The organism is Mycobacterium sp. PSTR-4-N, assembly GCF_022348085.1.
GTDB lineage: Bacteria > Actinomycetota > Actinomycetes > Mycobacteriales > Mycobacteriaceae > Mycobacterium.
In genome coordinates this window covers 190,313-215,383 of the sequence record NZ_JAKRFN010000003.1, presented here as the reverse complement: position 1 = coordinate 215,383, position 25,071 = coordinate 190,313, and the positions used below count along the sequence as shown (strand labels likewise).

Here is a 25,071-nt window from a genome sequence, read left to right as displayed (position 1 = left end):
TCAAGATGTCCGTATGAGCATGCGGGTGGGGCTGTTCGCCGCCTGCTACAACGACCTGATGTGGCCGGAGACGCCGAAAGCCGTTGTCCGGCTTCTGCGCCGGCTGGGCTGCGAGGTGGACTTCCCACGCGCCCAGACCTGTTGTGGGCAGATGTTCACCAACACCGGGTACGCACTCGAGGCCGTACCCGCCGTCCGTGCGTTCACCTCGGCCTTCGCCGACCACGACGTCGTCGTCGCACCCTCGGGATCCTGTGTCGGATCGGTGCGGCACCAACACCGCGAGATCGCCGCCCGGTCGGGCGACGAGGAGTTGGCGGCGCGGGTGGCCGCCGTCGCGCCGCGGGTCTACGAGCTCTCCGAGTTCCTCGTCGACGTGCTCGGTGTCACCGACGTCGGGGCGTACTTCCCGCATCGGGTCACCTACCACCCGACGTGCCACTCGCTGCGTCTGTTGGGGGTGGGGGACCGGCCCCGCCGGCTGCTCGAGGCGGTCCGCGGCCTCGAGCTCATCGAGCTGGAACAAGCCGACCAGTGTTGCGGGTTCGGTGGCACATTCGCGACGAAGAACGCCGACACGTCTGTCGCGATGGGTTCGGACAAAGCTCGCGCGGTCCGCAACACCGGCGCCGAAGTGCTTGTCGCCGGCGACAATTCGTGTCTCGCCCACATCGGTGGGCTGCTGTCGCGCCAGCGGTCCGGCGTACGGGTCCTGCACCTGGCGCAGGTGCTCGCCGGCACCGAGGAGCATCCGACATGACCGAAGCTCCCGGGTTCCTCGGTTTCCCCTCCTTCCCCGTCGCGGCCAAGGCCGCCCTGGACGATTCGGTGCTGCGCCGCAACCTGACCCACGCGACCGGCACGATTCGCGCCAAACGCGCCAACGTCGTCGCGGAGATCGCGAACTGGGAGGACCTGCGGCTGGCGGCAGCCGCGATCAAAGACGCGGCGCTGCACCGGCTCGACGAACACCTGCAGGCGTTCGAGGCCAACGCCACCGCGGCGGGGGCCACCGTGCACTGGGCGCGCGACGCTGCCGAGGCCAACCGCATCGTCGTCGAGCTGGTGCGGGCGCAGGGCGCCTCCGAGGTCGTCAAGGTCAAGTCGATGGCCACTCAGGAGATCGAGTTGAACGAGGCGCTGGCCGAGGCCGGCATCGATGCCTGGGAAACCGATCTGGCCGAACTCATCGTCCAGCTCGGCGACGACCGGCCGAGTCACATCCTTGTCCCGGCGATCCACCGCAATCGAGCCGAGGTGCGCGAGATCTTCCTGCGCGAGATGGGCCGGGTGGGCCGGCCCGCGCCCGCGGATCTCACCGACGAGCCGCGTCGCCTCGCCGAGGCGGCACGGCTGCATCTGCGGGAGAAGTTCCTGCGGGCGCGGGTGGCCGTCTCGGGTGCCAATTTCGCGATCGCCGACACCGGCAGCCTGGTGGTGGTGGAGTCGGAGGGCAACGGGAGGATGTGCCTGACGCTGCCCGACACGCTGATCTCCGTGGTGGGAATCGAAAAGGTGCTGCCGTCGTGGCGCGACCTCGAGGTGATGTTGCAGGTGCTGCCGCGCAGCAGTACCGGGGAGCGGGAGAACCCGTACACATCGATCTGGACGGGCTCCGCTGCGGGCGACGGGCCCACCACCGTGCACATCGTGCTGCTCGACAACGGCCGCACCGACGTGCTGGCCGATCCGGCCGGCCGCGACGCGCTGCGATGCATCCGATGCTCGGCGTGCCTCAACGTGTGCCCCGTCTACGAACGCACGGGTGGGCACTCCTACGGCTCGGTGTATCCCGGGCCGATCGGCGCCGTGTTGACCCCGCAACTGCGCGGCACCGCGAGCGCGATCGACAGATCGCTGCCCTACGCGTCGAGTCTGTGCGGTGCCTGCTTCGACGTCTGCCCGGTGCGCATCGACATTCCGTCGATGCTGGTGCACCTGCGGACCCGCGTGGTCGACGAGCACCGCGACGGGCTGCCGTCGACAGAGCAGGCGGCGATGACGGCGGCGAGTTGGTTACTCGCCGACCACCGGCGCCTCGAGGCTCTCGAGAAGACCGCCGCCGTCGGGGCGAAGATGATGCGCAGCAAGCTGTTCGGCGGTAAGGATCGACTGCGCTGGCTGCCATGGCCCGCCAGCGCGTGGTCGGGGGCGCGCGACGCGCCGGTGCCGCCGACGGAGTCGTTCCGGTCGTGGTGGCAGCGCACCGGTGGCGGCCATGAGTGAGGCACGCGAAGCGATCCTCGCTCGGATCCGCGCTGCGCTGGCCGATCGGCCGGCGCCGGCCGACATCCCGTGGCGCTACGGCGCTGACGTCGGGACCGGCGAACAGGAGCTGGTGGCGCGGTTCTGCGACAGGGTGGCCGACTACCGGGCCCGTGTCGACCGGGTCGCCGAGGCCGATGTCGACGCGGTTGTCGCCGCCGCGCTACACGGCGCCCGAAGTGTGGTCGCCGACGCCGTGGTCCAGGCGGCGTGGCCGGACGCCGCGTCGTGGGTCTCCGACACCGAGCTGAGCGCCGATGAACTCGACGCCGTGGATGCCGTGGTCACCACCGCGACCGTGGCGATCGCCAACACCGGGACGCTCGTGCTCGACCACGGCCCGGGCCAGGGCCGGCGGGCGGTGAGCCTGGTGCCCGACCTGCACGTGTGCGTGGTCCGGGTCTCCCAGATCGTCGACGACGTGCCCAACGCCGTTGCGCGACTCATCGATTCGGGTGCGCACACTCGACCGTTGACGTGGATCAGCGGACCGAGCGCCACCAGCGACATCGAGCTCGACCGGGTCGAGGGCGTGCACGGTCCGCGCACGCTGCACGTGATCGTCGTCGACTAGAGTTTGCTCGCCGCGTCCTCGTCGAGCAGCCACACCGTCGCTTCGCGGCCGACGGCGCCCGCGGCGGGCAGGTCGACCGGCGCGGCCCCGCCCAGTGCGGCCGCCACCGCATCGGCCTTGCCCTCGCCGGAGACCACCAACCACACCTCGCGGGAACGCGCAACGGCGGGCAGGGTCAACGTGATCCGGCGCGGCGGCGGTTTGGGGGAGTCGGTCACGCCGACCACCGTGCGCTCGGTCTCCTTGACCGCGTCGGTGTCGGGGAACAGTGAGTTGATGTGTCCTTCGGGCCCCATACCCAGCAGATGGACGTCGAACTCGCGGTCAGGGGCGACGAACGTCTCGTTCAGCAATTGCTCATAGCCTGCCGCCGCCGCGTCGAGGTCGTCGCCGAACTCGCCGTCGCTGGCGGCCATCGCGTGCACGTTGACCGCCGGAATGTCGATGTCGTCCAACAACGCCTCCCGGGCCTGCTTGTCGTTGCGCTCGTCGTCGTCGGCGGGAACGAACCGCTCGTCGCCCCAATAGAGGTGCACCTTCGACCAGTCGATCTCGCCGCTGCGCTCCTTGACCCGCTCGAGCAGTCCGATGCCGGTGCCGCCGCCGGTCAGCACCACGCTGGCCTGTCCTCGAGCCGCGACGGCCGCGGTGATCGTGTCCACCAGACGATCCCCGGCGGCTTTGACCAGTGCGTCTTTGTCGGCGTAGCGCTCCACGGTCGCATTCACACGTACTGCACTTTCTCGATTCCCTGCAGGGCCTCGTGGTAGATCTCGTCGGCGTCGAGGCGCCGCATGTCCTCTGCGAGGCACTCGCGAGTTTCCCTGCGCGCCAACGGCACCAGTGCTTCCGGTTGGGACGTGCGGGTGAGTTTCGCGGTGACTCCGTCCTGGGGTCGGCTCAGCGAGATCGTCTCGCCGTCGCGGACCAGCTCCACTTTCAGCTCACCCACCGCGCGTCGCACCGGCCCGTCGATGCGGTAGGCCAACCACCCGGCCAGCACGTCGAGCGCCGGCTCGGTGGCCAGCCCGGAGACCAGCGCCGAGGTGATCGGCTCGTGCGGGGGAAGGTCGACCGCCGAGGTGAGCAGCGCCCGCCAGTACGTGATCCGGCTCCATGCCAGGTCGGTATCACCCGGCGTGTAACCCTTGAGGCGCCCCTTGATCGATGCCAGCGGGTCGGTGCCGTTGGTGGCATCGGTGATACGCCGGATGGCGAGTTTGCCCAGCGGATCCTCGGCGGGCACATCGGGTGCGACGTCGGGCCACCACGTCACCACCGGGGTGTCGGGGAGCAGGAACGGCATCACCACACTGCTCGCGTGGTTGGCCAGCGGACCGGAAAGGCGAAGGCACACGACCTCGTTCGCGCCTGCGTCCCGTCCCACGCGTAACTGTGCGTCGAGCCTGGCCTTGTCGGCGAGGCGGTCACCGGGCGCGACGACGACGACGCGACAGGGATGCTCGCGGCTCGCCGCGTTCGCCGCCTCGATCGAGTCCTCGAGCAGTGCCTCGGTGGTGGGGGCGATGACCAGGGTCAGCACCCGACCCAGCGTGATCGCGCCGCCCTCTTCGCGCAGCGCGATGATCTTCTTGTTGATGACGTCGGTCGTGGTGTCCGGCAGATCGAGGATCACGGCCTCCTCCATTCCCGGCCGGTGCGCCGCAACATCTCGAAGGCGGATTCAGGACCCCACCCGCCCGCTTCGTAGGGGTCCGGCTTCCCATGCGAGGCCCAGTACTCGAGGGCGGGATCGAGGATGCGCCAGGCCAATTCGACCTCCTGGTTGACCGGGAACAGCGACGGCTCGCCGAGTAGGACGTCGAGGATCAGGCGCTCGTAGGCTTCCGGCGATTCCTCGGCGAACGCCGATCCGTAGGAGAAGTCCATGCTGACATCGCGGACTTCCATCATGTTGCCCGGCACCTTGGACCCGAAGCGCAGCGTGATGCCCTCGTCCGGCTGGACTCGGATCACCAGTGCGTTCTGCCCCAGCTCTTCGGTCATGGTGGCGTCGAACGGCAGGTGCGGGGCGCGCTTGAAGATCAGCGCGATCTCGGTGACCCTGCGGCCCAACCTTTTTCCGGTCCGCAGGTAGAACGGCACACCGGCCCAGCGGCGGGTGTCGACGTCGACGGTGATCGCGGCGAACGTCTCGGTGGTCGAAGTCTTCGAGAATCCCTCCTCCTCCAGCAGCCCGACCACCCGCTCACCCCCCTGCCAGCCCGCGGTGTACTGACCCCGCGAGGTGGTCTCGTCGAGCGGCTCGGCCAGCTTGCTCGCCGAGAGCACCTTGATCTTCTCCGCCTGCAGCTCGTCGGGGGAGAAGCTGACGGGTTCCTCCATCGCTGTCAGCGCCAGCAGCTGCAGCAGATGGTTCTGGATCACGTCACGGGCCGCGCCGACACCGTCGTAGTACCCGCCGCGTCCGCCGAGCCCGATGTCCTCGGCCATCGTGATCTGCACACTGTCCACGTAGTGCGAGTTCCACACCGGCTCGAACAGCTCGTTGGCGAACCGCAACGCCAGGATGTTCTGCACCGTCTCCTTGCCGAGGTAGTGGTCGATGCGGAACACCGACGACTCCGGGAAGACGTTGTTGACGATCGCGTTGAGCTCTTCGGCGCTCTTCAGGTCGTGACCGAACGGCTTCTCGATGACGACGCGGCTCCAACTGCCCTCGGGCTTCTTGGCCAGGCCGGTACGGGAGAGCTGTTCGAGCACCTGAGGAAACGCCTTCGGCGGAATCGACAGATAGAACGCGTGATTGCCGCCGGTTCCGCGCTCGGCGTCGAGCTTGCCCAGCGTCTCGGCCAGGCTCTCGAACGCTTTCTCGTCGTCGAAGGTGCCCTGCACGAAGCGCACCCCTTCGGACAAGCGGTCCCAGACCTCCTGGCGGAACGGCGTGCGGGCGTGCTGCTTGACCGCGTCGAGGACGACCTGGGAGAAGTCCTGGTCGGCCCAGTCCCGCCGCGCGAAACCGACCAGGGCGAACGACGGCGGCAGCAGCCCCCGATTGGCCAGGTCGTAGATCGCGGGCATCAGCTTCTTGCGGGCGAGATCCCCGGTGACACCGAAGATCACCACACAGCACGGGCCCGCGATGCGGGGCATGCGTTTGTCGCGCTTGTCCCGCAGCGGGTTCTGCCAGGCTTCGCTCATCTCGCCCGGATCACTTCTTCTCGTCGAGCTGGCCTTGCGTGGCTTCGATGAGCTCCTGCCACGACTTCTCGAACTTCTCCACGCCTTCGTTCTCCAGCACCAGGAACACGTCGGTGAGGTCGATGCCCACACCCGAGAGTTCGTCGAAGATCTCCTGCGATTCCGCGCCCTTGCCGGTGACCGTGTCGCCGGTGACCACGCCGTGGTCGGCGACCGCGTCCATCGTCTTCTCCGGCATGGTGTTCACGGTGTTGGGGGCCACCAGCTCGGTGACGTAGAGGGTGTCGGAGTAATCGGGGTTCTTCACGCCCGTCGACGCCCAGAGCGGCCGCTGCACGCGTGCGCCGTCGTTCTTGAGCTTCTCGAAGCGCTCCCCGCCGAGGAACACCTCTTCGTAGGCGGCGTAGGCCAGTCGGGCGTTGGCGACGCCGGCCTTGCCGCGCAGCGCCAGCGCCTCGTCGGAACCGATGTCCTCGAGCCTCTTGTCGATCTCGGTGTCCACGCGGGAGACGAAGAACGACGCCACCGAATGGATGCGGGACAGATCGTGGCCCGCTTCCTTGGCCTTCTCGAGGCCCTTCAGGTAGGCGTCCATCACCAGGCGATAGCGCTCGACGGAGAAGATCAGCGTCACGTTCACCGAGATTCCCTCGGCGAGAACGGAAGCGATCGCGGGAACACCGGCCTCGGTGGCGGGGATCTTGATCAGCAGGTTGGGCCGGTCGACGATCTTCCACAGCTCGATCGCCTGCAGGATCGTCTTGTCCGTGTCATGGGCCAGCCGCGGGTCCACCTCGATGGACACCCGGCCGTCGACGCCGTCGGACTGCTCGTAGATCTTGGCGAACACGTCGCACGCGTTGCGCACGTCGTCGGTGGTGACGGTCCGGATGGTGGCGTCGACGTCGGCGCCACGCTCGGCGAGTTCTTTGATCTGGTCGTCGTAGGCGTCACCCTTGGACAGCGCCGCCTGGAAGATCGACGGGTTGGTGGTCACGCCCACCACCGACTTCGTGTCGATGAGCGACTGCAGGTTGCCGGTCTGCAGCCGTTCGCGGGACAGGTCGTCGAGCCATACGGAAACGCCTGCGGCCGAGAGAGCCGCCAAATTCTCGTTCTGGGTCATGTCAATTCCTCGATTGTTCGCTGGCTAGTTCGCAATGCTGCGTTCCGCGGCGGCCACCACTGCCTCTGGGGTGAAACCGAATTCGCGGAACAGCGTCTTGTCGTCGGCCGACTCGCCGAAGTGCTCGATCGAGATGATCTCGCCGGTGTCGCCGACGATCTTCCACCAACTCTGCGCGACCGCTGCCTCGATGGCGACCCGAGCCGACACCTGCGGAGGCAGCACGCTGTCCCGGTACTCCTTGGGCTGGGACTCGAACCACTCCAGGCACGGCATCGACACCACGTAGGCGTTGATGTTCTTCTCCCGCAACGCTTTCTGCGCTTCGACTGCGATCTGCAGTTCGGAGCCCGTGCCGATCAGGATGACGTCGGCGTCGTCGGCGGGGGAGCCGCCACCAAGCACGTACCCGCCCCGGGCGACGCCCTCGGCGTCGGTGCCCTCCAGCACGGGGATGCCCTGACGGGTAAGGATGAAACCGACCGGGCCGCTGCCGTTACCGCGGGCGAGGATGCTCTTCCACGCGTACGCCGTCTCGTTCGGGTCACCCGGGCGCACCACCGACAGGTTCGGGATGGCTCGCAGCGCCGCCAGGTGCTCGATGGGCTGGTGGGTGGGCCCGTCCTCGCCCAGGCCGATCGAATCGTGGGTCCAGATGTAGATGGTGTCGATGTCCATCAGCGAGGCCAACCGCACCGCGGGACGCATGTAGTCGGAGAACTGCAGGAACGTCCCGCCGAACGCGCGCGTCGGGCCGTGCAGCACGATGCCCGACAGGATCGAGCCCATCGCGTGCTCGCGGATACCGAAGTGCAGCACCCGGCCGTACCAGTCGGCCTCGAAGTCCGACGTCGAGATCGACGGCGGGCCGAACGACTTGACGCCCTTGATCGTGGTGTTGTTGCTGCCCGCCAGGTCGGCCGAGCCGCCCCACAGTTCGGGCAGCTTCGGCGCGACGTCGTTGAGCACCTGCCCGAACGCCGCGCGGGTGGCGACGGCCTTGGAACCGGGCTCCCAGTAGGTGATGTCGGAGTCCCACCCGTCGGGCAGTTCCTCGGCGGTCAGGCGGTCCAGCAGCTTCTTGCGCTCGGGCTCACGTTCGGCCCAGGCGTCGAAGCCCGGCTGCCACTTCTCGTGCGCCTCGCGTCCGCGGTCGACCAACTTGCGGGTGTGCTCGAACACCTCGTCGCTGACCTCGAAAGTCTTGTCCGGGTCGAAGCCCAGGATCTTCTTGGTGGCCGCGACCTCGTCGTCGCCGAGAGCCGACCCGTGCACACCGCCGGTGTTCATCTTGTTCGGCGCCGGATATCCGATGATCGTGCGCAACGCGATGAACGACGGCTTGTCGGTCACCTTTTTCGCTTCCGCGATCGCCTGTTCGATGGCAACCACGTTCTCGCCGCCCTCGATCTCCTGCACGTGCCAGCCGTAGGCCCGGTAGCGCGCGGCGACGTCCTCGCTCAGCGCGATGTTGGTGTCGTGCTCGATGGAGATCTGGTTCTTGTCGTAGAACACGATCAGGTTGCCGAGCTGCTGGGTGCCGGCGAGCGAGGACGCCTCGCTGGTGACGCCTTCTTCGATGTCTCCGTCGGAGGCGATCACGTAGATGTAGTGGTCGAACGGGCTTTCACCGGCCGGGGCGTCTGGGTCGAACAGGCCACGCTCGTAGCGTGACGCCATCGCCATGCCGACCGCCGAGGCCAGCCCCTGCCCCAGCGGGCCGGTGGTGATCTCCACGCCCCTGGTGTGGCGGAACTCGGGGTGGCCGGGCGTCTTGGACTTGAACGTCCGCAGCGCCTCGATGTCGGACAGTTCGAGCCCGAAGCCACCCAGGTAGAGCTGAAGGTAGAGCGTCAGGCTGGAATGCCCGCAGGACAGGATGAACCGGTCGCGGCCCAACCAGTCCGTGTCGCTGGGATCGTGGCGCATCTGGCGCTGGAACAGCGTGTAGGCCAGGGGCGCCAGACTCATCGCCGTCCCGGGGTGACCGTTGCCCACCTTCTGGACGGCGTCGGCGGCCAGCACGCGGACGGTGTCCACCGCGCGGGAGTCCAGCTCGGTCCAGTCGTCGGGATGGTTCGGTCGGGTCAGCGAAGAGATCTCTTCGAGCGTGGTCACGAGGCGCACTCCTTGGACTTGGTGGGGCGTGTCGATCCGCACCAACCACCCTAGTGCTCACCGACGCCGGGACGCAGGGGTGATACCCACGGTGCCGGGAACCATCCGTGACACCCCGAGATTTCGGCGACGGCCCCGAGCGGTCTACCATCGCCTGTAGTAGACGCGGCGTGAAGGAGTTGGTTGGGTGAGGATCCGCGAAGGCGACCTCGTCGGGGATTCGGCCGACGCCGCCCCGCGCGGTTTCCGCACCACCCTGCTCGGCTACCTGGCTCTGACGAAACCGCGCGTCATCGAACTCCTGCTGGTCACCACGATTCCGGCGATGCTGCTGGCCCACCGCGGCAGCGTGGACCCGCTGCTGATCCTCAACACGATGTTCGGCGGACTGCTGGCCGCCGCCGGCGCCAACACGCTCAACTGCGTCGCCGATGCCGACATCGACAAGGTGATGAAGCGCACCGAGCGCCGTCCGCTGGCGCGCGCCACGGTGCCCCGCAGCCACGCCCTGGTGTTCGGCTTGGCGCTCTCGGTCGGGTCGTTCTTCTGGCTGTGGTGGACCACCAACATGCTCTCGGCGCACCTGGCCGGCGCCACGATCGCGTTCTACGTGCTGGTGTACACGCTGCTGCTCAAGCGGCGGACCTCGCAGAACGTCGTGTGGGGCGGAGCCGCCGGCTGCATGCCGGTGATGATCGGCTGGTCGGCGGTGACCGGCACGATCAGCTGGCCCGCGATCGTGATGTTCTTGATCATCTTCTTCTGGACGCCGCCGCACACCTGGGCGCTCGCCATGCGCTACAAGGAGGACTACAAGGCGGCGGGCGTGCCGATGCTGCCGGTGGTCGCGACCGAGGTGCAGGTCACCAGGCAGATCCTCGTCTACACCTGGTTGACCGTGATCGCGACGCTGGCGCTGGCCATGGCCACCGGCTGGCTGTACGCCTCGGTGGCCATCCTGGCCGGTACCTGGTTCCTGGTGATGGCCCATCAGCTCTACGCCGGCGTGCGGCGCGGGGAACCGGTCAAGCCGCTGCGGCTGTTCCTCCAGTCGAACAACTACCTCGCGGTGGTGTTCTGCGCGCTGGCCGTCGACTCGGCTCTGAACCTGCCCACCCTGCTGCACCTCTGAGTCAGCCGGGCAGCAGCACCACCGATCCGACGGTCTTGCGGCCCTGCAGGTCGCGGTGTGCCTGCTCCGCATCGGCGAGCGCATAACGGTTGCTGACGGTCACGGTCAGCGTGCCGTCGGCGATGGCGCTGAGCAGTTCGCCCGCCCGCCACGAGAATTCGTCGGCCGTGCGGGTGTGGTGGGCGAGATTCGGTCGCGTCAGGAACACCGAACCGGCGGCGTTGAGGCGCTGCGGATCGAACGGCGGCACCGGCCCGCTCGCCGCTCCGAACAGCGCCAACGTGCCGCGCACCGCGAGGCTTGCCAGGCTCGCCTCGAACGTCGAGGCACCCACCCCGTCGTAGACCGCCTGCACGCCCTGGCCGTCGGTCAGCTCCCGGATGTGCGCGCCGAACGTCTGCGGATCGTCCGGATAGTCGAGCACCTCGACCGCACCGGCCTGGCGGGACAACTCGGCCTTGTCGGACGTCGAGACCGTCGTGATCACCTTGGTCGCGAGGCTGGTGGCCCATTGGGTCAGGATCAGACCGACGCCGCCGGCGCCGGCGTGCACCAGCACGGTGTCGCCCTGCTGGATCGGGTAGGTGGACTTGATCAGGTAATGCGCCGTCATACCCTTCAACAGCGCCGAGGCGGCCACGTCGGGTGCCACGCCCTCGGGCACGTAGGCGACGAAGTCGGCAGGGGCCAGGCAGTAGTCGGCGTAGGCGCCGAGAGCCTGGGCGGTCACCACACGGTCGCCGACGTTGAGCGCGGCGACATCGTCGCCGACGGCCTCGATCGTGCCGCACACCTCGGTGCCGACGACGAACGGCAGCTCCCGCGGATACAGCCCAGAACGGAAGTACGTGTCGATGAAGTTGACGCCGATCGCCTCGGCCTTGATCAGCACCTGATCGGGTCCGGGTGCGGGGCGGGACTTCTCGACGTAGGACAGAACTTCCGGCCCGCCGGTCTCGGCGACTTCGATCGCGTACATAGGTGACATCATGCCCGTCATGAAGCTCGCCCGCCCCGAGGTGTTCCATCCGCGCATCGTGCTGGCGGGATGCCCCGCGCTGCCCGAGGGCGACGGTGACGATGCCGGCTTGGTGGGGGCGCTGCGGACGCGCGGACTTCACGCCCGGTGGCTCTCCTGGGACGACCCCGCAACGCTGGATGCCGACGTGGTGATCCTGCGCGCGACGTGGGACTACACCGAACGGCTTGGCGAGTTCATGGCCTGGACCTCTCGGGTGCGCAGGCTGCTCAACGGGCGCGATGTGGTCGCGTGGAACACCGACAAGCGGTATCTGGCCGACCTCGCGGCCGCCGGCGTGCCGACCGTACCAAGCGCGTTCTTCGCGCCGGGGGAGCCGGTCGTCATCGGGGAGGTCGGTGGGGAGGTCGGTGGGGAGATCGTGGTGAAACCAGCGGTCGGCGCCGGATCGGTGGGGGCGATGCGGTTCCGCGACGCGGACGCGGCGTACGCGCATGCCGTGGCCTTGCAGGCCGACGGACGGACGGCGCTGGTACAGCCCTACGACGCTCGGGTGGCCGACGGCGAGACCGCGATGGTGTTCCTGCGCGGTGAGCCGTCACACGCCTTCACGAAGGGTCCGATGCTGCCCGAGGCGGGCCGGGGGCCGGTGCTCGATCCGTCCGGCACCTACGCCGAGGAGCGTCTGCAGCGCGCGGACCCGGCGGACGAGCTGTGGGAGGTCGGCCACGCCGCCCTCGCCGCCGCGGCGGCGCATCTGCGCATCCGGGTCACCGATCTGCTGTACGCGCGCGTCGATGTGTTGGGTGGACCGGATGCGCCGGCGCTGCTGGAACTCGAGCTCGTCGAGCCGTCACTGGGGTGGCGGCAGCTCGATCAGGCGGCCCGGGACCGGCAGCAGCGCCGATTCGCGCTGGCGCTGGAGTCAGCCCTCGACGAGCTCGGGCTGGGTCCGTTCGCGCATCGCGGCCCATAGCGCGGCCGTCGCGGCGGTACACGCCGCGGCCCCCGCGACGTGGAACGCCACCAGCACCGCCGGCACCCCGGTCGCGAACTGGACCGCACCGAGCAGCCCCTGCGCGGCGATCAGGACCACCAGCACCCGCAATCGCCTCAGCACCGGAGGCGCCGTGCGGGTCGCCAGCAGCCCGAAGCCCAGCCCTATCACCAGCGACAGGTAGGCCACGAGCAACGACGAGTGCAGGTGGACGAGCGTGGTGATCTCGACCTCCAGCCGTGGCACCGGGCGCTCGATGCTCTTGTCGCCGGCGTGGGGTCCCGCCCCGGTGACCATCGTGCCGGTGACGAGCACCGCGGCGAGGGTCAGTGCGCTCAGTGCGGTCAGCTGGCGCAACGCTCGTGGCGCGCGTGAGACCGTCACGCCCTGATCGGGTTGACCGATCTTGACGAACAGCAGGACCGAGAGCCACACCATCAGCATCGAGGCGAGCAGGTGCACCGCCACGGTCCACCACAGCAGGCCGGTGAGAACCGTGATGCCGCCGATCACGGCCTGCAGCACGGTCGAGGCCGGCATCAGCCAGGCGTAGATGAGCACCTCGCGGCGGCGCCGGGCCCGGGTCACCACGATGACGGCCGCGGCCGCGGTCAGCACGACCAGGAACGTGATCAACCGGTTGCCGAACTCGACGGCTTGATGGATGCCCGGAACCTCGGCATGGGGGACGGGCGTGAAGCTGCCGGGGAAGCACTGCGGCCAGGTCGGGCAGCCCAGTCCCGACGCAGTGACACGCACGATGGCGCCGGTCACGGCGATGCCGCCCTGGGTCAGGATCACCGCGGCGGCGACGATGCGCTGCACGCGCAGGCTCGGCTCCGGGAAGAGATCGACGAGCCGCACGAAGAGCCGTGGCAGGAGTCGTCGGCTGGGCACGGTGTCGATGGTAGAGCCCGGCTAACTACGGGTCGTAGTAGGGGCGGTGAGCGGCACCAGCACCTCGTCGACGAGCGTGAGCACCAGGTCGTCGTCGATGGGGTCGCCGGTGATCAGGAGGTGGTGCCACAGCACGCTCTGGCCGAGTTCCCTGACGACGCCGATCGGGATGTCGGCCCGCACGTCCCCGCGGTCGATCCCGCGCTGCACCAGGGCGGTCACGTCGGCCTTGCGGCTGCCGATGACGTCGGCGTGGAACGTCTCGGCCAGTTCGGGGTCGGCCGCCACCGCCATCACGATCGAGCGCATCAACGGTCCGCGTGGGCCGGCGAACAGCTCGGCCCACCCGCGCAGCACGGCCAGCATGTCGGTGCGGAACCCGCCGGTGTCCGCGGTGGGGATCGCCGCCGAGGCGACCTCGATGAGGGTGTCGCGCAGGAGGGCGCGGCGGTCGGACCACCGCCGGTAGAGCACGGGCTTGCTGGTGTGGGCGGCCGCGGCGACCGCCTCCATCGTGACGCCGTCGGGTCCGTGCGCGGCCAGCAGATCCATGACGGCCGACTTGATCGCCGCATCGAGCTCCGGGCCGCGTCGACGGGTGGTGGGCATGATCACACTCGATTCCGAAGAGAAACGCTTGCGTATCTTATTGCGGCCATCGTACCGTCTCTCTTTAGAAACGCAAACGTATCTTCTAAGGACGGACATGTACCACCCGCCACTTCCCGTGCTGTACCCGATGCGGCCGATCGACTCGGCATCGGTGCAGTTCATCGACTGTGCCCACGGCCGGCGCCGGATCACGATCGACCACCGACCCCTGGCCGGGGTCACCCCGGCGATGCTGCTCGACTGGTTCACCCACCTGGACGGCACGATGCAGTACGGCGGACGGATCGTCGATCGCTATCTGGCCTGGCACCCGACCGATCACATCCGGTGGGAGCTGTGGCGGCCCGCGCCCGGTGGCGGAGCCGGCGAAGGTGCCCGGTTCCACGTCGTCGAGGCGTTCGGCGGTGATCCCAGGTTCGGCGTCGACGTCGTCGACCGGGTCGAGAAACTCGACGTCACCGGCATCCGGTTGGTGCAGCGGCTCGCCGGGGTGCCGATCGTCGCCCTCGAGCACACGTGGTCGGCGGGCGTCGAGGGCGCCCACTACGTGTCCGTGCTGGACATCGGCGCGCGCAGCGCGGTGATGGCCCCGGTCAATGCGCTGCTGCGACGCCGCTTCCCGCCGACGATGGCCGAAGCATGGGTCCGGCACAACATCGAGGAGGTCGGTCGGCTGGAGTATCTGCTGCCTCAGGTGGCGAGCTCAGGTGAAGCGGAACCAGCGCAGCGCGCATAGCGCGGCGGCCGCGCCCCAGATCGCCATCACCGCAAGGCCGAACCAGTCGACCGACAGCGTCATCGCCTGCGTCAGCGCCTCGGTCAGCGCGCCCGACGGCGTCAACCGCGCGATCCACTGCACAGCGGCCGGCACGATGCCCCCGTCGGTACCACCCTCGACGGTCAGCGCGCCCACCCCGGCGAAGACGAACCACATCAGGTTCGCCACCGCGAGCACGATCTCGGCGCGCAGGGTGCCGCCGAGCAGCAGACCCAGCGCGGCGAAGATCGCGGTGCCGAGCGCGATGATCACCGCGCCCAGCGCGAGGCCGGCCGGCGCGGGCCGCCAGCCCAGGCCGAGGCCGATGGCGCCCAGCAGGATCGACTGCAGGAACACCACGGTCACCACTGCCAGCGATTTTCCGGCGATGATGCCCCACACCGGCAACGCGGTGGCTCCGAGCCGCTTGAGGGCGCCGTACCGGCGATCGAAGGCCACCGCGATGGCCTGCCCGGTGAATGCGGTCGAGATGACCGCCAGCGCCATGATCGCGGGGGTGAACGTCCCGGCGCGATCCGGACCGAACGAGCCCAACGGAAGCAGGGTCAACCCGATCAGCAGCGTGATCGGGATGAACATCGTCAGCAGCAGCTGCTCGCCGTTGCGCAGCAGCAGCCGCAGTTCCAGTCCGTACTGCGCGGCCAGCATCCGCGGCACGGGGGCCGGCCGCGGATCGGGGGAGAAGGTGCCCTCGGCGAAACGGTTCGAGGTGTGCTTCGGTGTGTTCCTCGGCGTGCTCATTGCCGCAACTCCCGCCCGGTGACGTCGAGGAACACGTCCTCGAGGCTGCGCTGCTCGACACGCATGTCGGTGGCGAGCACGTCGAGCCGGGCGCACCACGCCGTGACCGTCGCCAGCACCTGCGGATCGATGCGTCCCTCGATGAGGTACTCACCGGGCGAGGGCTCGGTGGCCCGGTAGCTCTCGGGCAGCGCCGCGATAAGCAGCGAGAGGTCCAGCATGCGCGGCGCCCGGAATCGCAGCTGGTTCTCGGCGCCACTGCGCATCAGCTCGGCGGGCGTGCCGCCGGCCACGGCCTGGCCCCTGTCGATGATCAGGATGTGGTCGGCCAGTTCCTCGGCCTCGGTGAGCTGATGGGTGGTCAGCACCACCGTCACGCCGTCGCGCCGCAGCGCGTCGATCAGCTCCCACACCACCAGGCGTGCGTGCGCGTCCATCCCTGCCGTCGGCTCGTCCAGGAACACCAGCTCGGGCCGGCCGACCACCGCGCAGGCCAGGGCCAGCCGCTGCTGCTGGCCACCGGAGAGCCGCCGGTAGGCGGTGCGCGCCGAATCGGTCAGGCCCAGGGTGTCCAGCAGCCACGCCGGGTCCAGCGGATTGGCCGCATACGAGGCCACCAGCGCCAGCATCTCGCCGGCGCGTGCGGCCGGGTAGGCGCCGCCACCCTGCAGCATCACCCCGGTCCGTGCCCGCACCTCGGCGTTGTCGGCCACCGGGTCGAGCCCGAGAATCTCGATGCTGCCGTCGTCGGGACGGACGAAGCCCTCGCACATCTCGACCGTCGTCGTCTTACCGGCGCCGTTGGGTCCCAGCAGCGCGAAGATCTCCGCCGCTCCCACCTCGAGGTCCAACGTGGACACCGCCACGGTGTCGCCGTACCGCTTGGTCACGCCACGCAGTCGCACGGGCGCGTCGCCGGAACGGGAGGTCACGGAGATTCAGCGTAGGCGTCGGCCTTGGGATCGGCCGTGGGGGCCGCTCCTACCGGCTCGTCGAGGCGACCTGTCGCGGCTGCCGGCACCGCGCGCCACGGCAGCCACCGGTAGGTCAGCGCGATCAGGGTGGCCACGATCACGGTGCTGGCCAGTGTCGCGAGCACGATCTGGAACAGGGCGAAGCGGTCGCCGTTGGCGGTGGGGCCGAAGATCCCGACGATGAGGGTGACGGCGATGACCGCGGCGCGGAACCCCGGCCGGGTGGCCCAGGCGGCCAGCGGGATGATCGGCCACAGCAGATACCACGGTTGCACCACCGGGAACAGCAGCACGGTGACGCCGAGCGCGACGCCCAGGCCGCCGACCGGATGCAGGCGGTTACGCAGCACGGCGAACAGCAGCCAGGTGACGATCATCGCGATCAGGGTCACGCCGATCGCGCGGGTCAGACCGAGAACAGCGGTGGTGTGGTCGCCCAGGCCCAGCAGGATGCCCACCTGACCGGTGCCCAGGGCCAGCAGCGTCGGCGGGGACATCCAGCTGCGGACGACGTTGGCAGTGCCGAGGGTGAACAGCCAGCCGAAGCCCAGCCCGCTGGCCCACCCGATCAGCGCCATCACCGCCAGGGACACCGCGCCCAGCGCGCTGCCGGCCATCAGGAACGCCTTGACTGTGCCGCCCCACCGCGCGGCCAGCGCCATCGCTACGAAACCGAGCGCCAACAACCCCGGCAGCTTGACCTGCGAGGACATCGTGATCAACACCGTTCCGGCCAGCAGCATGGCCGGCGCGTACCCGCGGTGCCGGACGGCGTCACCCACCGCGGTGCCCCTGGGAAAAGCGGAGATACCGCGCAGCGCGAATTCGGTGCCGGCCAGCATCAGACCCAGCATCAGCGCCTCGTTGTGGATGCCGGCGATCAGATGCATGAACAGCAGCGGGTTGGTCGCGCCCAGCCAGAGTGCGCTGACCTCGGCGACGCCGCAGCGGCGTGCCAGCCGGGGCGTCGCCCACACGATCAGGCCGACGCCCAACAACACCATCAGCCGGTGGAACAGCACCGCTTCGACGATGTTCTCGCCCGTGATCCGCGAGATGCCGCGCCCGATCCACAAAAACAGCGGCCCGTACGGGGCGGGCGTCTCGCGCCACAGGCTGGGTACCGACAGCGTGAAGACGTGATCGAGCCCCAGACCGGGGGCCGGCCCGACCCGGTAGGGGTCGTTGCCCTGCAGGGAGATCTCGCTCTGGGCCAGGTAGGAGTAGACGTCCTTGCTGTACATCGGCGGGGCGATCAGCAGCGGTAGCGCCCACAGCAGCAACGTGCGATCGACCTGGCTGCGGGTCATGCGGCGCTTGCCCAGCGCGAACCGGCCGAGCATCAGCCAGGCCAGTGCCATCATCACCGCGCCGGTGGTGGTCATGGTCAGTGACACCGTCTGGATGCGCGATGGCAGATTGAGCAGGCGCACGCCGAAGGTGGGGTCCTGCACGACGGGGCGCGCACCGGCCCCCAGCGCGCCGATCGCCATCAGCACGGTGCCCGTCGCGCCGAACAGGCGGGTGCGGTGCAGCGCAACCAATTCGGCGGGGTCCAGGGGGCTGCCGACGGTGCGCTCGTCGCCGTGGAGACCGGCGATGGAGGTGCTGAGCGAGTGTCGGCGGGCTGCCACTCAGGCAGCGTAGCGGGCGGCTATTCCCGGTTCGGCCGCCCAGACGGTGTGAGAAGTATGACGACGTCGCTAAGGGTGGCCTTGGTGGACCCGGTCTGGCAATTGCGTCACACTGGTGTTGTGAAATTCCGTCCGGAGGGCACTGTCGTGCCGACTGAGGGGGCCCCGGCGCTGTCGGTGTCACCCTCGGCTGCCGACGGTGACACCAGGACGGCGATCGTGCGTCTGCTGCTGGAGTCCGGTTCGACGACGGCAAGCAGCATCGGCGAGCGACTCGGCCTTTCGGCGGCCGGGGTGCGCCGACATCTCGACGCACTGATCGAGGCGGGCGACGCGCAGGCCAAGTCCGCTGCCGCCTGGCAGCAGGAAGGCCGCGGCCGGCCCGCCAAGCGCTACCAGCTCACCGCCGCCGGACGCGCGAAACTCGAGCACACCTACGACGATCTGGCGTCGGCGGCCATGCGGGCGCTGCGCGAGATCGGCGGGGACGACGCGGTGCACACGTTCGCCCGGCGGCGCATCGACACGATCCTGTCCGGCGTCGCGCCCGCGGCGTCCGAGCGCGCCGAGGACGTCGAGGCCGCCGCAGAGCGCGTCGCCGACGCGCTGAGCCGGGCCGGCTACGCCACGACGACCACGCAGGTGCGCGGTCCGCTGGGCGGGGTGCAGATCTGCCAGCACCACTGCCCGGTGTCCCACGTCGCCGAGGAGTTCCCCGAACTCTGCGAGGCCGAACAGCAGGCGATGTCCGAGGTACTGGGTACTCACGTCCAGCGGCTCGCCACGATCGTCAACGGGGATTGTGCCTGCACCACCCACGTTCCGGCGCACAGCCCGCGCCGGAGCCCGTCAGCTAGCAAAAGGAGTGTGTCGCAATGACACTCACACCTGAGGTCAAGCCCGAAACGCTGACCCAGGAGGAGACCATCGCCTCCCTGGGCAAGTACGGGTACGGCTGGGCCGACTCCGACGTCGCCGGTGCCAGCGCACAGCGCGGCCTGTCCGAGGCGGTGGTGCGCGACATCTCGGCGAAGAAGAGCGAGCCCGAGTGGATGCTCGACATCCGCCTGAAGGCGCTGCGCACCTTCGACAAGAAGCCGATGCCGAACTGGGGGTCCAACCTCGAGGGCATCGACTTCGACAACATCAAGTACTTCGTGCGCTCCAGCGAGAAGCAGGCCGCCACCTGGGACGATCTGCCCGCGGACATCAAGAACACCTACGACAAGCTCGGCATCCCCGAAGCCGAGAAGCAGCGCCTGGTCTCGGGCGTGGCCGCCCAGTACGAGTCGGAGGTCGTCTACCACTCCATCCGCGAAGACCTCGAGGCCCAGGGCGTCATCTTCCTCGACACCGATTCCGGTCTGCGCGAGCATCCCGAACTGTTCCGGGAGTACTTCGGCACCGTGATCCCGGCCGGGGACAACAAGTTCTCCGCGCTCAACACCGCGGTGTGGTCCGGCGGGTCGTTCATCTACGTCCCCAAGGGCGTGCACGTCGACATCCCGCTGCAGGCCTACTTCCGGATCAACACCGAGAACATGGGTCAGTTCGAGCGGACGCTGATCATCGTCGACGAGGACGCCTACGTGCACTACGTCGAAGGCTGCACGGCGCCGATCTACAAGAGCGACTCGCTGCACAGCGCGGTCGTCGAGATCGTCGTCAAGCCCGGCGGGCGGTGCCGGTACACGACCATCCAGAACTGGTCGAACAACGTGTTCAACCTGGTCACCAAGCGGGCCCGCGCCGAGGCCGGTGCCACGATGGAGTGGGTCGACGGCAACATCGGCTCTAAGGTCACCATGAAGTACCCGGCGGTGTGGATGACCGGTGAGCACGCCAAGGGCGAGGTCCTCTCCGTCGCGTTCGCCGGCGAGGGACAGCACCAGGACACCGGCGCCAAGATGCTGCACCTGGCGCCGAACACGTCGTCCAACATCGTGTCCAAGTCCGTCGCCCGCGGCGGTGGCCGCGCGTCGTATCGCGGCCTGGTGCAGGTCAACAAGGGTGCCCACGGATCGCGTTCGAGCGTGAAATGCGATGCGCTGCTGGTGGATACGATCAGCCGTTCCGACACCTATCCCTACGTCGACATCCGCGAGGACGACGTCACGATGGGCCACGAGGCCACCGTGTCGAAGGTCAGCGAGGATCAGATGTTCTACCTGATGAGCCGCGGCCTGACCGAGGACGAGGCGATGGCGATGGTGGTCCGCGGTTTCGTCGAGCCGATCGCCAAGGAGCTCCCGATGGAGTACGCGCTGGAGCTCAACCGGCTGATCGAGTTGCAGATGGAAGGCGCGGTCGGCTAGTGGCAGAGTCTGATGTGACGACGAATGTGACGGCAGCCCTCGAGGGTGCCAACAAAGGCGAGCTGTTCACCTCGTTCGACGTCGACGCCTTCGAGGTGCCCGGCGGCCGTGACGAGATCTGGCGTTTCACCCCGCTCAAGCGGCTTCGCGGTCTGCACGACGGCTCGGCGGTCGCCACCGCGGAGGCCACCGTCGAGGTGGCCGGTGCCGATGTCGTGCGGGTCGAGAAGGTGTCCCGCACCGACGATCGCCTGGGCGACGCCGGCGTTCCCGCCGATCGGGTTGCCGCCCAAGCCTATTCGGCATTCGGCGCGGCCACGCTGATCGAGGTGCCCGCCCAGGCCGTCGTTCCCGACCCGATCGAGGTGACGATCACCGGTCCCGGCGAGGGGGCGACCGCCTACGGGCACATCCAGATCCGCGTCGGTGAGTTGGCCGAAGCGGTCGTCGTGCTCGACCACCGCGGCAGCGGAACCTACGCCGACAACATCGAATTCGTGGTCGGTGACGGTGCGACACTGCGTGTGGTGTCCATCGCCGACTGGGCCGACGACGCGGTGCACGTCAGCATGCATCACGCGACGTTGGGCCGGGACGCGGTGTTGCGCCACGCGGCCGTCACGCTCGGCGGCGACGTGGTCCGGTTGACGGGCCGGGTGCGCTACACCGCGCCGGGCGGGGACGCCGAACTGCTCGGCCTCTACTTCGCCGACGACGGTCAGCACTTCGAGTCCCGGCTGCTGGTCGACCACGCACAACCGAACTGCCGCTCCAACGTGACGTACAAGGGTGCGCTGCAAGGAGATCCGGCCTCGCGGCGACCCGACACCCACACCGTCTGGGTGGGCGATGTGCTGATCCGCGCCGAAGCCACCGGCACCGACACCTTCGAGGTGAACCGGAACCTGGTGCTCACCGACGGCGCGCGCGCCGACTCGGTGCCCAACCTGGAGATCGAGACCGGCGAGATCGTCGGCGCCGGCCATGCGAGCGCCACCGGCCGATTCGACGACGAGCAGCTGTTCTATCTGCGCGCCCGCGGCATCCCGGAGGAGCAGGCCCGCCGTCTGGTGGTCCGCGGCTTCTTCGGCGAGATCATCGCCAAGATCTCCGTCCCCGCCGTCCGGGAGCGCCTGACCGACGCCATCGAACGCGAACTAGCGATTACCGAGAAGAGTTGACCATGACCACACTGGACATCAAAGATCTGCACGTCTCGGTGAACACCCCCGAGGGTGAAGAGATCCCGATCCTCAAAGGCGTTGACCTGACCGTGAAGTCGGGGGAGACCCACGCCGTGATGGGCCCGAACGGGTCCGGCAAGTCGACGCTGTCCTACGCCATCGCGGGGCATCCGAAGTACACCGTCACGGGCGGCTCGATCACCCTCGACGGCGACGACGTCCTCGAGATGAGCGTCGACGAGCGTGCCCGGGCCGGCCTCTTCCTGGCCATGCAGTACCCCGTCGAGGTACCGGGTGTGTCGATGTCGAACTTCCTGCGCACCGCCGCGACCGCAGTCCGCGGCGAGGCCCCCAAGCTGCGCCACTGGGTCAAGGAGGTCAAGGGTGCGATGACCGACCTCGGCATCGACCCGTCCTTCGGCGAGCGCAGTGTCAACGAGGGGTTCTCCGGTGGCGAGAAGAAACGTCACGAGATCCTGCAGCTCGGCCTGCTCAAGCCGAAGATCGCGATCCTCGACGAGACCGATTCCGGTCTGGACGTCGACGCGTTGCGCGTGGTCAGCGAGGGGGTGAACCGCTACGCCGAGGCCGAGCACGGCGGCGTGCTGCTGATCACGCACTACACCCGCATTCTGCGCTACATCCAGCCACAGTTCGTCCACGTCTTCGTGGCCGGGCGAATCGTCGAATCCGGCGGCCCCGAACTCGCCGACGAGCTGGAGGCCAACGGCTACGAGCGCTTCACTCAGGCTGCCGCCGCGGGGGCCTGATCGTGACGGCTGCGCGCGTGCTCGATGCGGCCGAGGTGGCCCGGGTCAGGGCGGATTTCCCGATCCTGTCCCGGGTGATGCGCGGTGGTAACCAGCTGGCCTACCTGGACTCCGGAGCGACGTCGCAGAAGCCGCTGACCGTGCTCGACGCCGAGCGGGAATTCCTGCTCACCTCCAACGGGGCGGTGCACCGCGGCGCCCATCAGTTGATGGAGGAAGCGACCGACGCCTACGAACAGGGCCGCGAGGACATCGCGTCGTTCGTCGGCGCCGACACCGATGAGCTGGTGTTCACCAAGAACGCCACGGAGGCCATCAACGTGGTGGCCTTCGCCTTGGGCGACAAGCGGTTCGAGCACGCCGTCGGCCCCGGGGACGTCATCGTCACCACTGAGCTCGAACACCACGCGAACCTGGTTCCCTGGCAGGAGCTGGCGCAGCGCACCGGAGCGACGCTGCGCTGGTACGGGATCACCGACGATGGTCGCATCGACCTCGACTCCCTCGAGCTCGACGAGCGCGTGAAAATCGTTGCCTTCAGCCACCATTCGAACGTCACCGGAGCCGTCGCGCCGGTCGAGGAGTTGGTGGCCCGCGCCCGCGCGGTGGGCGCCCTGGTGCTGCTCGATGCCTGCCAGTCGGTGCCGCACCAGCCGGTCAATCTGCACGGTCTCGACGTCGACTTCGCGGCGTTCTCCGGACACAAGATGCTCGGCCCCACCGGCATCGGCGTGCTGTACGGCAAGCGGGCACTGCTCGATGCGATGCCGCCGGTGCTGACCGGCGGCTCGATGATCGAGACGGTCACGATGGAGGCCACCACGTTCGCGCCCGCGCCGCAGCGCTTCGAGGCGGGCACCCCGATGACGTCCCAGGTTGTCGGATTGGCGGCGGCCGCACGCTATCTCGACGCACTCGGCATGCCGGCCGTCGATGAGCACGAACGCGACCTCGTGGCCGCCGCGCTGGCGGGGCTGTCGCAGATCGAGGGTGTGCGGGTGATCGGTCCGACATCGATGACCGACCGCGGGTCGCCGGTGTCCTTCGTGGTCGACGGGGTGCATGCGCACGACGTCGGCCAGGTGCTCGACGACGACGGCGTGGCGGTGCGGGTGGGCCACCACTGCGCGTGGCCGCTGCACCGCCGGTTCGGCATCGCCGCGACGGCCCGCGCCTCGTTCGCCGTCTACAACACCATCGACGAGGTGGACCGGCTGGTGGCCGGGGTGCGGCGCGCCGTGGAGTTCTTCGATCCGGCGGGCAGGAGCGAAGCGACCCGGGGTCGTTCATGAGGCTGGAGCAGATCTACCAGGAGGTGATCCTGGACCACTACAAGCACCCGCACCACCGCGGGCTGCGGGAGCCGTTCGCCGCCGAGGTGCACCATGTCAATCCGACCTGTGGCGACGAGGTGACGCTGCGCGTGGCCCTGTCCGAGGACGGCGAGACCGTCATCGACATCTCCTACGACGGACAGGGCTGTTCCATCAGCCAGGCCTCGACGTCGGTGCTGACCGACCAGGTGATCGGTCAGACCGTCGGGGATGCGCTCAAGACCGTGGCGGCGTTCTCGGAGATGGTGTCGTCGCGGGGCACGATCGACGGGGACGAGGATGTGCTCGGCGACGGCGTCGCGTTCGCCGGCGTGGCGAAGTACCCGGCGCGGGTCAAATGCGCGCTGCTGGGTTGGACGGCTTTCAAAGCAGCTTTGGCGCAAGCACACGGGCCGGACGAGACTTCTGTGGAGGAGAACCGATGAGTGAGACCGCACCGACCGAAGAACAACTCGCCGACATCGAGGAGGCGATGCGTGACGTCGTCGACCCCGAGCTCGGCATCAACGTCGTGGACCTCGGGTTGGTCTACGGCGTCAACGTCGAGAAGGGCGAGCAGGGTGACGTCGCGCTGATCGACATGACGCTGACCTCGGCGGCGTGCCCCCTGACCGACGTGATCGAAGACCAGTCCCGCACTGCCCTCGTGGGCGCCGGACTGGTCAACGAGTTGCGCATCAACTGGGTGTGGAACCCGCCGTGGGGCCCGGACAAGATCACCGAGGACGGCCGCGAGCAGCTGCGCGCCCTGGGCTTCACCGTCTGATCACTCGAGCAGGCGAGCCAGCTCGAGGAGGTCGCCGGCGACGACCGTCGGTAGCGGCAGGGTCGGAACGACCGCGTTGCCCGGCCGGGCCACAAACGCCCCCGACATCCCGGCGCTCTGGGCGCCGATCGTGTCCCAGACGTGTGCGGCGACCAGCATGCAATCGGTGGGTGCGACGCCGAGGTCCTGCGCCACGTGCTGGTAGAGCCGGGTGGCCGGTTTGAACACCCGGTACGTGTCGACACTGAATTGCCGCTCGATGTAGTCGCCCAGACCCGCCCGCTCCAGCGGGGTCGGCGCACCGCTGACCGGCGGCGAATTCGTCAGCGTGACGAGCCGGTGGCCGCGGCCGCGCAGCTCGGCGAGGCCGTCGGCGACGTCGGGGTGGGCGGGCATCGAACGCAGTGCTTCGGCGACGTGCTGAAAGTCGTCGTCGGCGATCGGGACACCGTGGGTGTCACCGACCATCTGCAGGACCCCGCGGGCGAGCCCGAAGAAGTCGGTGTAGCCGCCGGCGAGACTCGCCGTCATCGAATAGAGGATCAACTGCGCGAACCACTCCCGCAGTACCCGCCGGTCGCCGAAGATGTCCTCGAATGCGGGCGCCAGCGTCTCGATGTCGAGCAGCGTCTCGTTGACGTCGAAGATCAGCACAGGGGGAGAGGGCACGGGTCTCATCATCTGCCCATAGCCGTTGTCCGCGGCATGTAACG

Annotated in this window: 25 protein-coding genes; 13 read left to right on the top strand and 12 right to left on the bottom strand. The window is 68.8% G+C overall.

Translation table 11 applies throughout. From position 1 onward, the window contains the following. Nucleotides 1–19 precede the first annotated feature (19 nt). The 3 genes from MHN84_RS06135 to MHN84_RS06125 are packed head-to-tail and all read left to right on the top strand — an operon-like array spanning nt 20 to nt 2,839. A complete protein-coding gene (locus tag MHN84_RS06135; protein ID WP_241203874.1) occupies nt 20–760 on the top strand; it encodes a (Fe-S)-binding protein in 741 nt (246 codons plus the stop codon). Beyond that, nucleotides 757–2,226 (top strand): lactate utilization protein B, encoded by a 1,470-nt coding sequence (locus tag MHN84_RS06130; RefSeq protein WP_241203732.1) that lies wholly within the window; start codon nt 757–759, stop codon nt 2,224–2,226. The genes MHN84_RS06135 and MHN84_RS06130 overlap by 4 nt, the downstream gene beginning before the upstream one ends. Further along, nucleotides 2,219–2,839 carry an LUD domain-containing protein gene (locus MHN84_RS06125; protein ID WP_241203731.1) on the top strand — a complete coding sequence of 207 codons (621 nt, stop codon included), beginning with the start codon at nt 2,219–2,221 and terminating at the stop codon, nt 2,837–2,839. The genes MHN84_RS06130 and MHN84_RS06125 overlap by 8 nt, the downstream gene beginning before the upstream one ends. On the opposite strand, the gene pgl is transcribed toward MHN84_RS06125, so the two are convergent. Genes pgl through tkt form a run of 5 tightly spaced genes read right to left on the bottom strand, consistent with a single transcriptional unit; the run spans nt 2,836 to nt 9,245 of the window. Then, on the bottom strand, nt 2,836–3,567 hold the full coding sequence (gene pgl, locus MHN84_RS06120; RefSeq protein ID WP_241203730.1) for a 6-phosphogluconolactonase: 732 nt from the start codon (nt 3,565–3,567) through the stop codon (nt 2,836–2,838). The two genes, MHN84_RS06125 and pgl, sit on opposite strands and share 4 nt — an antisense overlap. After that, a complete protein-coding gene (gene opcA / locus MHN84_RS06115) occupies nt 3,564–4,475 on the bottom strand; it encodes a glucose-6-phosphate dehydrogenase assembly protein OpcA (RefSeq protein ID WP_241203729.1) in 912 nt (303 codons plus the stop codon). Before opcA ends, pgl begins: the two co-directional genes overlap by 4 nt. Next, the gene (zwf, locus tag MHN84_RS06110) at nt 4,472–6,001 is read right to left on the bottom strand and encodes a glucose-6-phosphate dehydrogenase (RefSeq protein ID WP_241203728.1); all 1,530 of its coding nucleotides are present in this window, start codon (nt 5,999–6,001) and stop codon (nt 4,472–4,474) included. Before zwf ends, opcA begins: the two co-directional genes overlap by 4 nt. A gap of 10 nt (nt 6,002–6,011) precedes the next feature. Further along, nucleotides 6,012–7,127, bottom strand: a complete 1,116-nt coding sequence (gene tal, locus MHN84_RS06105) for a transaldolase (RefSeq protein ID WP_241203727.1) — start codon at nt 7,125–7,127, stop codon at nt 6,012–6,014. Between the two features lie 24 nt (nt 7,128–7,151). Next, nucleotides 7,152–9,245 carry a transketolase gene (tkt, locus tag MHN84_RS06100; protein WP_241203726.1) on the bottom strand — a complete coding sequence of 698 codons (2,094 nt, stop codon included), beginning with the start codon at nt 9,243–9,245 and terminating at the stop codon, nt 7,152–7,154. A 193-nt stretch (nt 9,246–9,438) separates the two neighbouring features. Here tkt and MHN84_RS06095 point away from each other — a divergent pair, with 193 nt between their 5' ends. Continuing rightward, nucleotides 9,439–10,377 carry a heme o synthase gene (locus MHN84_RS06095; RefSeq protein WP_241203873.1) on the top strand — a complete coding sequence of 313 codons (939 nt, stop codon included), beginning with the start codon at nt 9,439–9,441 and terminating at the stop codon, nt 10,375–10,377. A 1-nt stretch (nt 10,378) separates the two neighbouring features. Here MHN84_RS06095 and MHN84_RS06090 read toward each other — a convergent pair whose 3' ends face one another. After that, a complete protein-coding gene (locus tag MHN84_RS06090) occupies nt 10,379–11,356 on the bottom strand; it encodes a quinone oxidoreductase (protein ID WP_241203725.1) in 978 nt (325 codons plus the stop codon). A gap of 19 nt (nt 11,357–11,375) precedes the next feature. Here MHN84_RS06090 and MHN84_RS06085 point away from each other — a divergent pair, with 19 nt between their 5' ends. Next, on the top strand, nt 11,376–12,332 hold the full coding sequence (locus tag MHN84_RS06085; protein ID WP_241203872.1) for a hypothetical protein: 957 nt from the start codon (nt 11,376–11,378) through the stop codon (nt 12,330–12,332). Here MHN84_RS06085 and MHN84_RS06080 read toward each other — a convergent pair. Together MHN84_RS06080 and MHN84_RS06075 are read right to left on the bottom strand one after the other, a co-directional pair. After that, complete coding sequence (locus MHN84_RS06080; RefSeq protein ID WP_374238330.1) at nt 12,282–13,217, bottom strand: heme A synthase; 936 nt, start codon at nt 13,215–13,217, stop codon at nt 12,282–12,284. The genes MHN84_RS06085 and MHN84_RS06080 overlap by 51 nt on opposite strands. Before the next feature lie 54 nt (nt 13,218–13,271). After that, nucleotides 13,272–13,859 carry a TetR/AcrR family transcriptional regulator gene (locus MHN84_RS06075; RefSeq protein ID WP_241203724.1) on the bottom strand — a complete coding sequence of 196 codons (588 nt, stop codon included), beginning with the start codon at nt 13,857–13,859 and terminating at the stop codon, nt 13,272–13,274. Nucleotides 13,860–13,956: 97 nt separating this feature from the next. On the opposite strand from MHN84_RS06075, the gene MHN84_RS06070 reads away from it, so the two are divergent. Continuing rightward, on the top strand, nt 13,957–14,598 hold the full coding sequence (locus tag MHN84_RS06070) for a hypothetical protein (RefSeq protein ID WP_241203723.1): 642 nt from the start codon (nt 13,957–13,959) through the stop codon (nt 14,596–14,598). Here the strand turns inward: MHN84_RS06070 and MHN84_RS06065 are convergent. The 3 genes from MHN84_RS06065 to mptB are packed head-to-tail and all read right to left on the bottom strand — an operon-like array spanning nt 14,566 to nt 17,989. Beyond that, a complete protein-coding gene (locus MHN84_RS06065; RefSeq protein WP_241203722.1) occupies nt 14,566–15,381 on the bottom strand; it encodes an ABC transporter permease in 816 nt (271 codons plus the stop codon). The two genes, MHN84_RS06070 and MHN84_RS06065, sit on opposite strands and share 33 nt — an antisense overlap. Beyond that, the gene (locus MHN84_RS06060; RefSeq protein ID WP_241203721.1) at nt 15,378–16,313 is read right to left on the bottom strand and encodes an ABC transporter ATP-binding protein; all 936 of its coding nucleotides are present in this window, start codon (nt 16,311–16,313) and stop codon (nt 15,378–15,380) included. Before MHN84_RS06060 ends, MHN84_RS06065 begins: the two co-directional genes overlap by 4 nt. Beyond that, nucleotides 16,310–17,989: a polyprenol phosphomannose-dependent alpha 1,6 mannosyltransferase MptB gene (mptB, locus tag MHN84_RS06055; protein WP_241203720.1), complete on the bottom strand. Its 1,680-nt coding sequence runs from the start codon at nt 17,987–17,989 to the stop codon at nt 16,310–16,312. The genes MHN84_RS06060 and mptB overlap by 4 nt, the downstream gene beginning before the upstream one ends. 48 nt (nt 17,990–18,037) lie before the next feature. Here mptB and MHN84_RS06050 point away from each other — a divergent pair, with 48 nt between their 5' ends. The 7 genes from MHN84_RS06050 to MHN84_RS06020 are packed head-to-tail and all read left to right on the top strand — an operon-like array spanning nt 18,038 to nt 24,358. Beyond that, nucleotides 18,038–18,868 (top strand): helix-turn-helix transcriptional regulator, encoded by an 831-nt coding sequence (locus MHN84_RS06050; protein WP_374238319.1) that lies wholly within the window; start codon nt 18,038–18,040, stop codon nt 18,866–18,868. Next, nucleotides 18,865–20,304 (top strand): Fe-S cluster assembly protein SufB, encoded by a 1,440-nt coding sequence (gene sufB / locus MHN84_RS06045; RefSeq protein WP_241203718.1) that lies wholly within the window; start codon nt 18,865–18,867, stop codon nt 20,302–20,304. The genes MHN84_RS06050 and sufB overlap by 4 nt, the downstream gene beginning before the upstream one ends. A gap of 14 nt (nt 20,305–20,318) precedes the next feature. Continuing rightward, nucleotides 20,319–21,485, top strand: a complete 1,167-nt coding sequence (gene sufD / locus MHN84_RS06040) for a Fe-S cluster assembly protein SufD (protein ID WP_241203870.1) — start codon at nt 20,319–20,321, stop codon at nt 21,483–21,485. 2 nt (nt 21,486–21,487) lie between these two features. Beyond that, a complete protein-coding gene (gene sufC / locus MHN84_RS06035) occupies nt 21,488–22,258 on the top strand; it encodes a Fe-S cluster assembly ATPase SufC (RefSeq protein ID WP_241203717.1) in 771 nt (256 codons plus the stop codon). Nucleotides 22,259–22,275: 17 nt separating this feature from the next. Then, nucleotides 22,276–23,550 (top strand): cysteine desulfurase, encoded by a 1,275-nt coding sequence (locus tag MHN84_RS06030; RefSeq protein WP_374238329.1) that lies wholly within the window; start codon nt 22,276–22,278, stop codon nt 23,548–23,550. Beyond that, nucleotides 23,547–24,017, top strand: a complete 471-nt coding sequence (gene sufU, locus MHN84_RS06025) for a Fe-S cluster assembly sulfur transfer protein SufU (protein ID WP_241203715.1) — start codon at nt 23,547–23,549, stop codon at nt 24,015–24,017. Before MHN84_RS06030 ends, sufU begins: the two co-directional genes overlap by 4 nt. Beyond that, entirely contained in the window at nt 24,014–24,358 is a 345-nt protein-coding gene (locus tag MHN84_RS06020) for a metal-sulfur cluster assembly factor (protein WP_241203714.1), read from the top strand. The genes sufU and MHN84_RS06020 overlap by 4 nt, the downstream gene beginning before the upstream one ends. Here the strand turns inward: MHN84_RS06020 and MHN84_RS06015 are convergent, their stop codons facing one another. Continuing rightward, a complete protein-coding gene (locus MHN84_RS06015; protein ID WP_241203713.1) occupies nt 24,359–25,027 on the bottom strand; it encodes a haloacid dehalogenase type II in 669 nt (222 codons plus the stop codon). Between the last annotated feature and the right edge of the window lie 44 nt (nt 25,028–25,071).

What these genes read in the sequence shown, in the direction of transcription:
- MHN84_RS06135 (WP_241203874.1), top strand. Translation starts at nt 20, where the DNA reads ATGCGGGTGGGGCTGTTCGCCGCCTGCTACAACGACCTGATGTGGCCG.
- MHN84_RS06130 (WP_241203732.1), top strand. Translation starts at nt 757, where the DNA reads ATGACCGAAGCTCCCGGGTTCCTCGGTTTCCCCTCCTTCCCCGTCGCG.
- MHN84_RS06125 (WP_241203731.1), top strand. Translation starts at nt 2,219, where the DNA reads ATGAGTGAGGCACGCGAAGCGATCCTCGCTCGGATCCGCGCTGCGCTG.
- zwf (WP_241203728.1), bottom strand. Translation starts at nt 6,001, where the DNA reads ATGAGCGAAGCCTGGCAGAACCCGCTGCGGGACAAGCGCGACAAACGC.
- tal (WP_241203727.1), bottom strand. Translation starts at nt 7,127, where the DNA reads ATGACCCAGAACGAGAATTTGGCGGCTCTCTCGGCCGCAGGCGTTTCC.
- MHN84_RS06090 (WP_241203725.1), bottom strand. Translation starts at nt 11,356, where the DNA reads ATGTACGCGATCGAAGTCGCCGAGACCGGCGGGCCGGAAGTTCTGTCC.
- MHN84_RS06085 (WP_241203872.1), top strand. Translation starts at nt 11,376, where the DNA reads ATGAAGCTCGCCCGCCCCGAGGTGTTCCATCCGCGCATCGTGCTGGCG.
- MHN84_RS06075 (WP_241203724.1), bottom strand. Translation starts at nt 13,859, where the DNA reads ATGCCCACCACCCGTCGACGCGGCCCGGAGCTCGATGCGGCGATCAAG.
- MHN84_RS06070 (WP_241203723.1), top strand. Translation starts at nt 13,957, where the DNA reads ATGTACCACCCGCCACTTCCCGTGCTGTACCCGATGCGGCCGATCGAC.
- MHN84_RS06065 (WP_241203722.1), bottom strand. Translation starts at nt 15,381, where the DNA reads ATGAGCACGCCGAGGAACACACCGAAGCACACCTCGAACCGTTTCGCC.
- sufB (WP_241203718.1), top strand. Translation starts at nt 18,865, where the DNA reads ATGACACTCACACCTGAGGTCAAGCCCGAAACGCTGACCCAGGAGGAG.
- sufC (WP_241203717.1), top strand. Translation starts at nt 21,488, where the DNA reads ATGACCACACTGGACATCAAAGATCTGCACGTCTCGGTGAACACCCCC.
- sufU (WP_241203715.1), top strand. Translation starts at nt 23,547, where the DNA reads ATGAGGCTGGAGCAGATCTACCAGGAGGTGATCCTGGACCACTACAAG.
- MHN84_RS06020 (WP_241203714.1), top strand. Translation starts at nt 24,014, where the DNA reads ATGAGTGAGACCGCACCGACCGAAGAACAACTCGCCGACATCGAGGAG.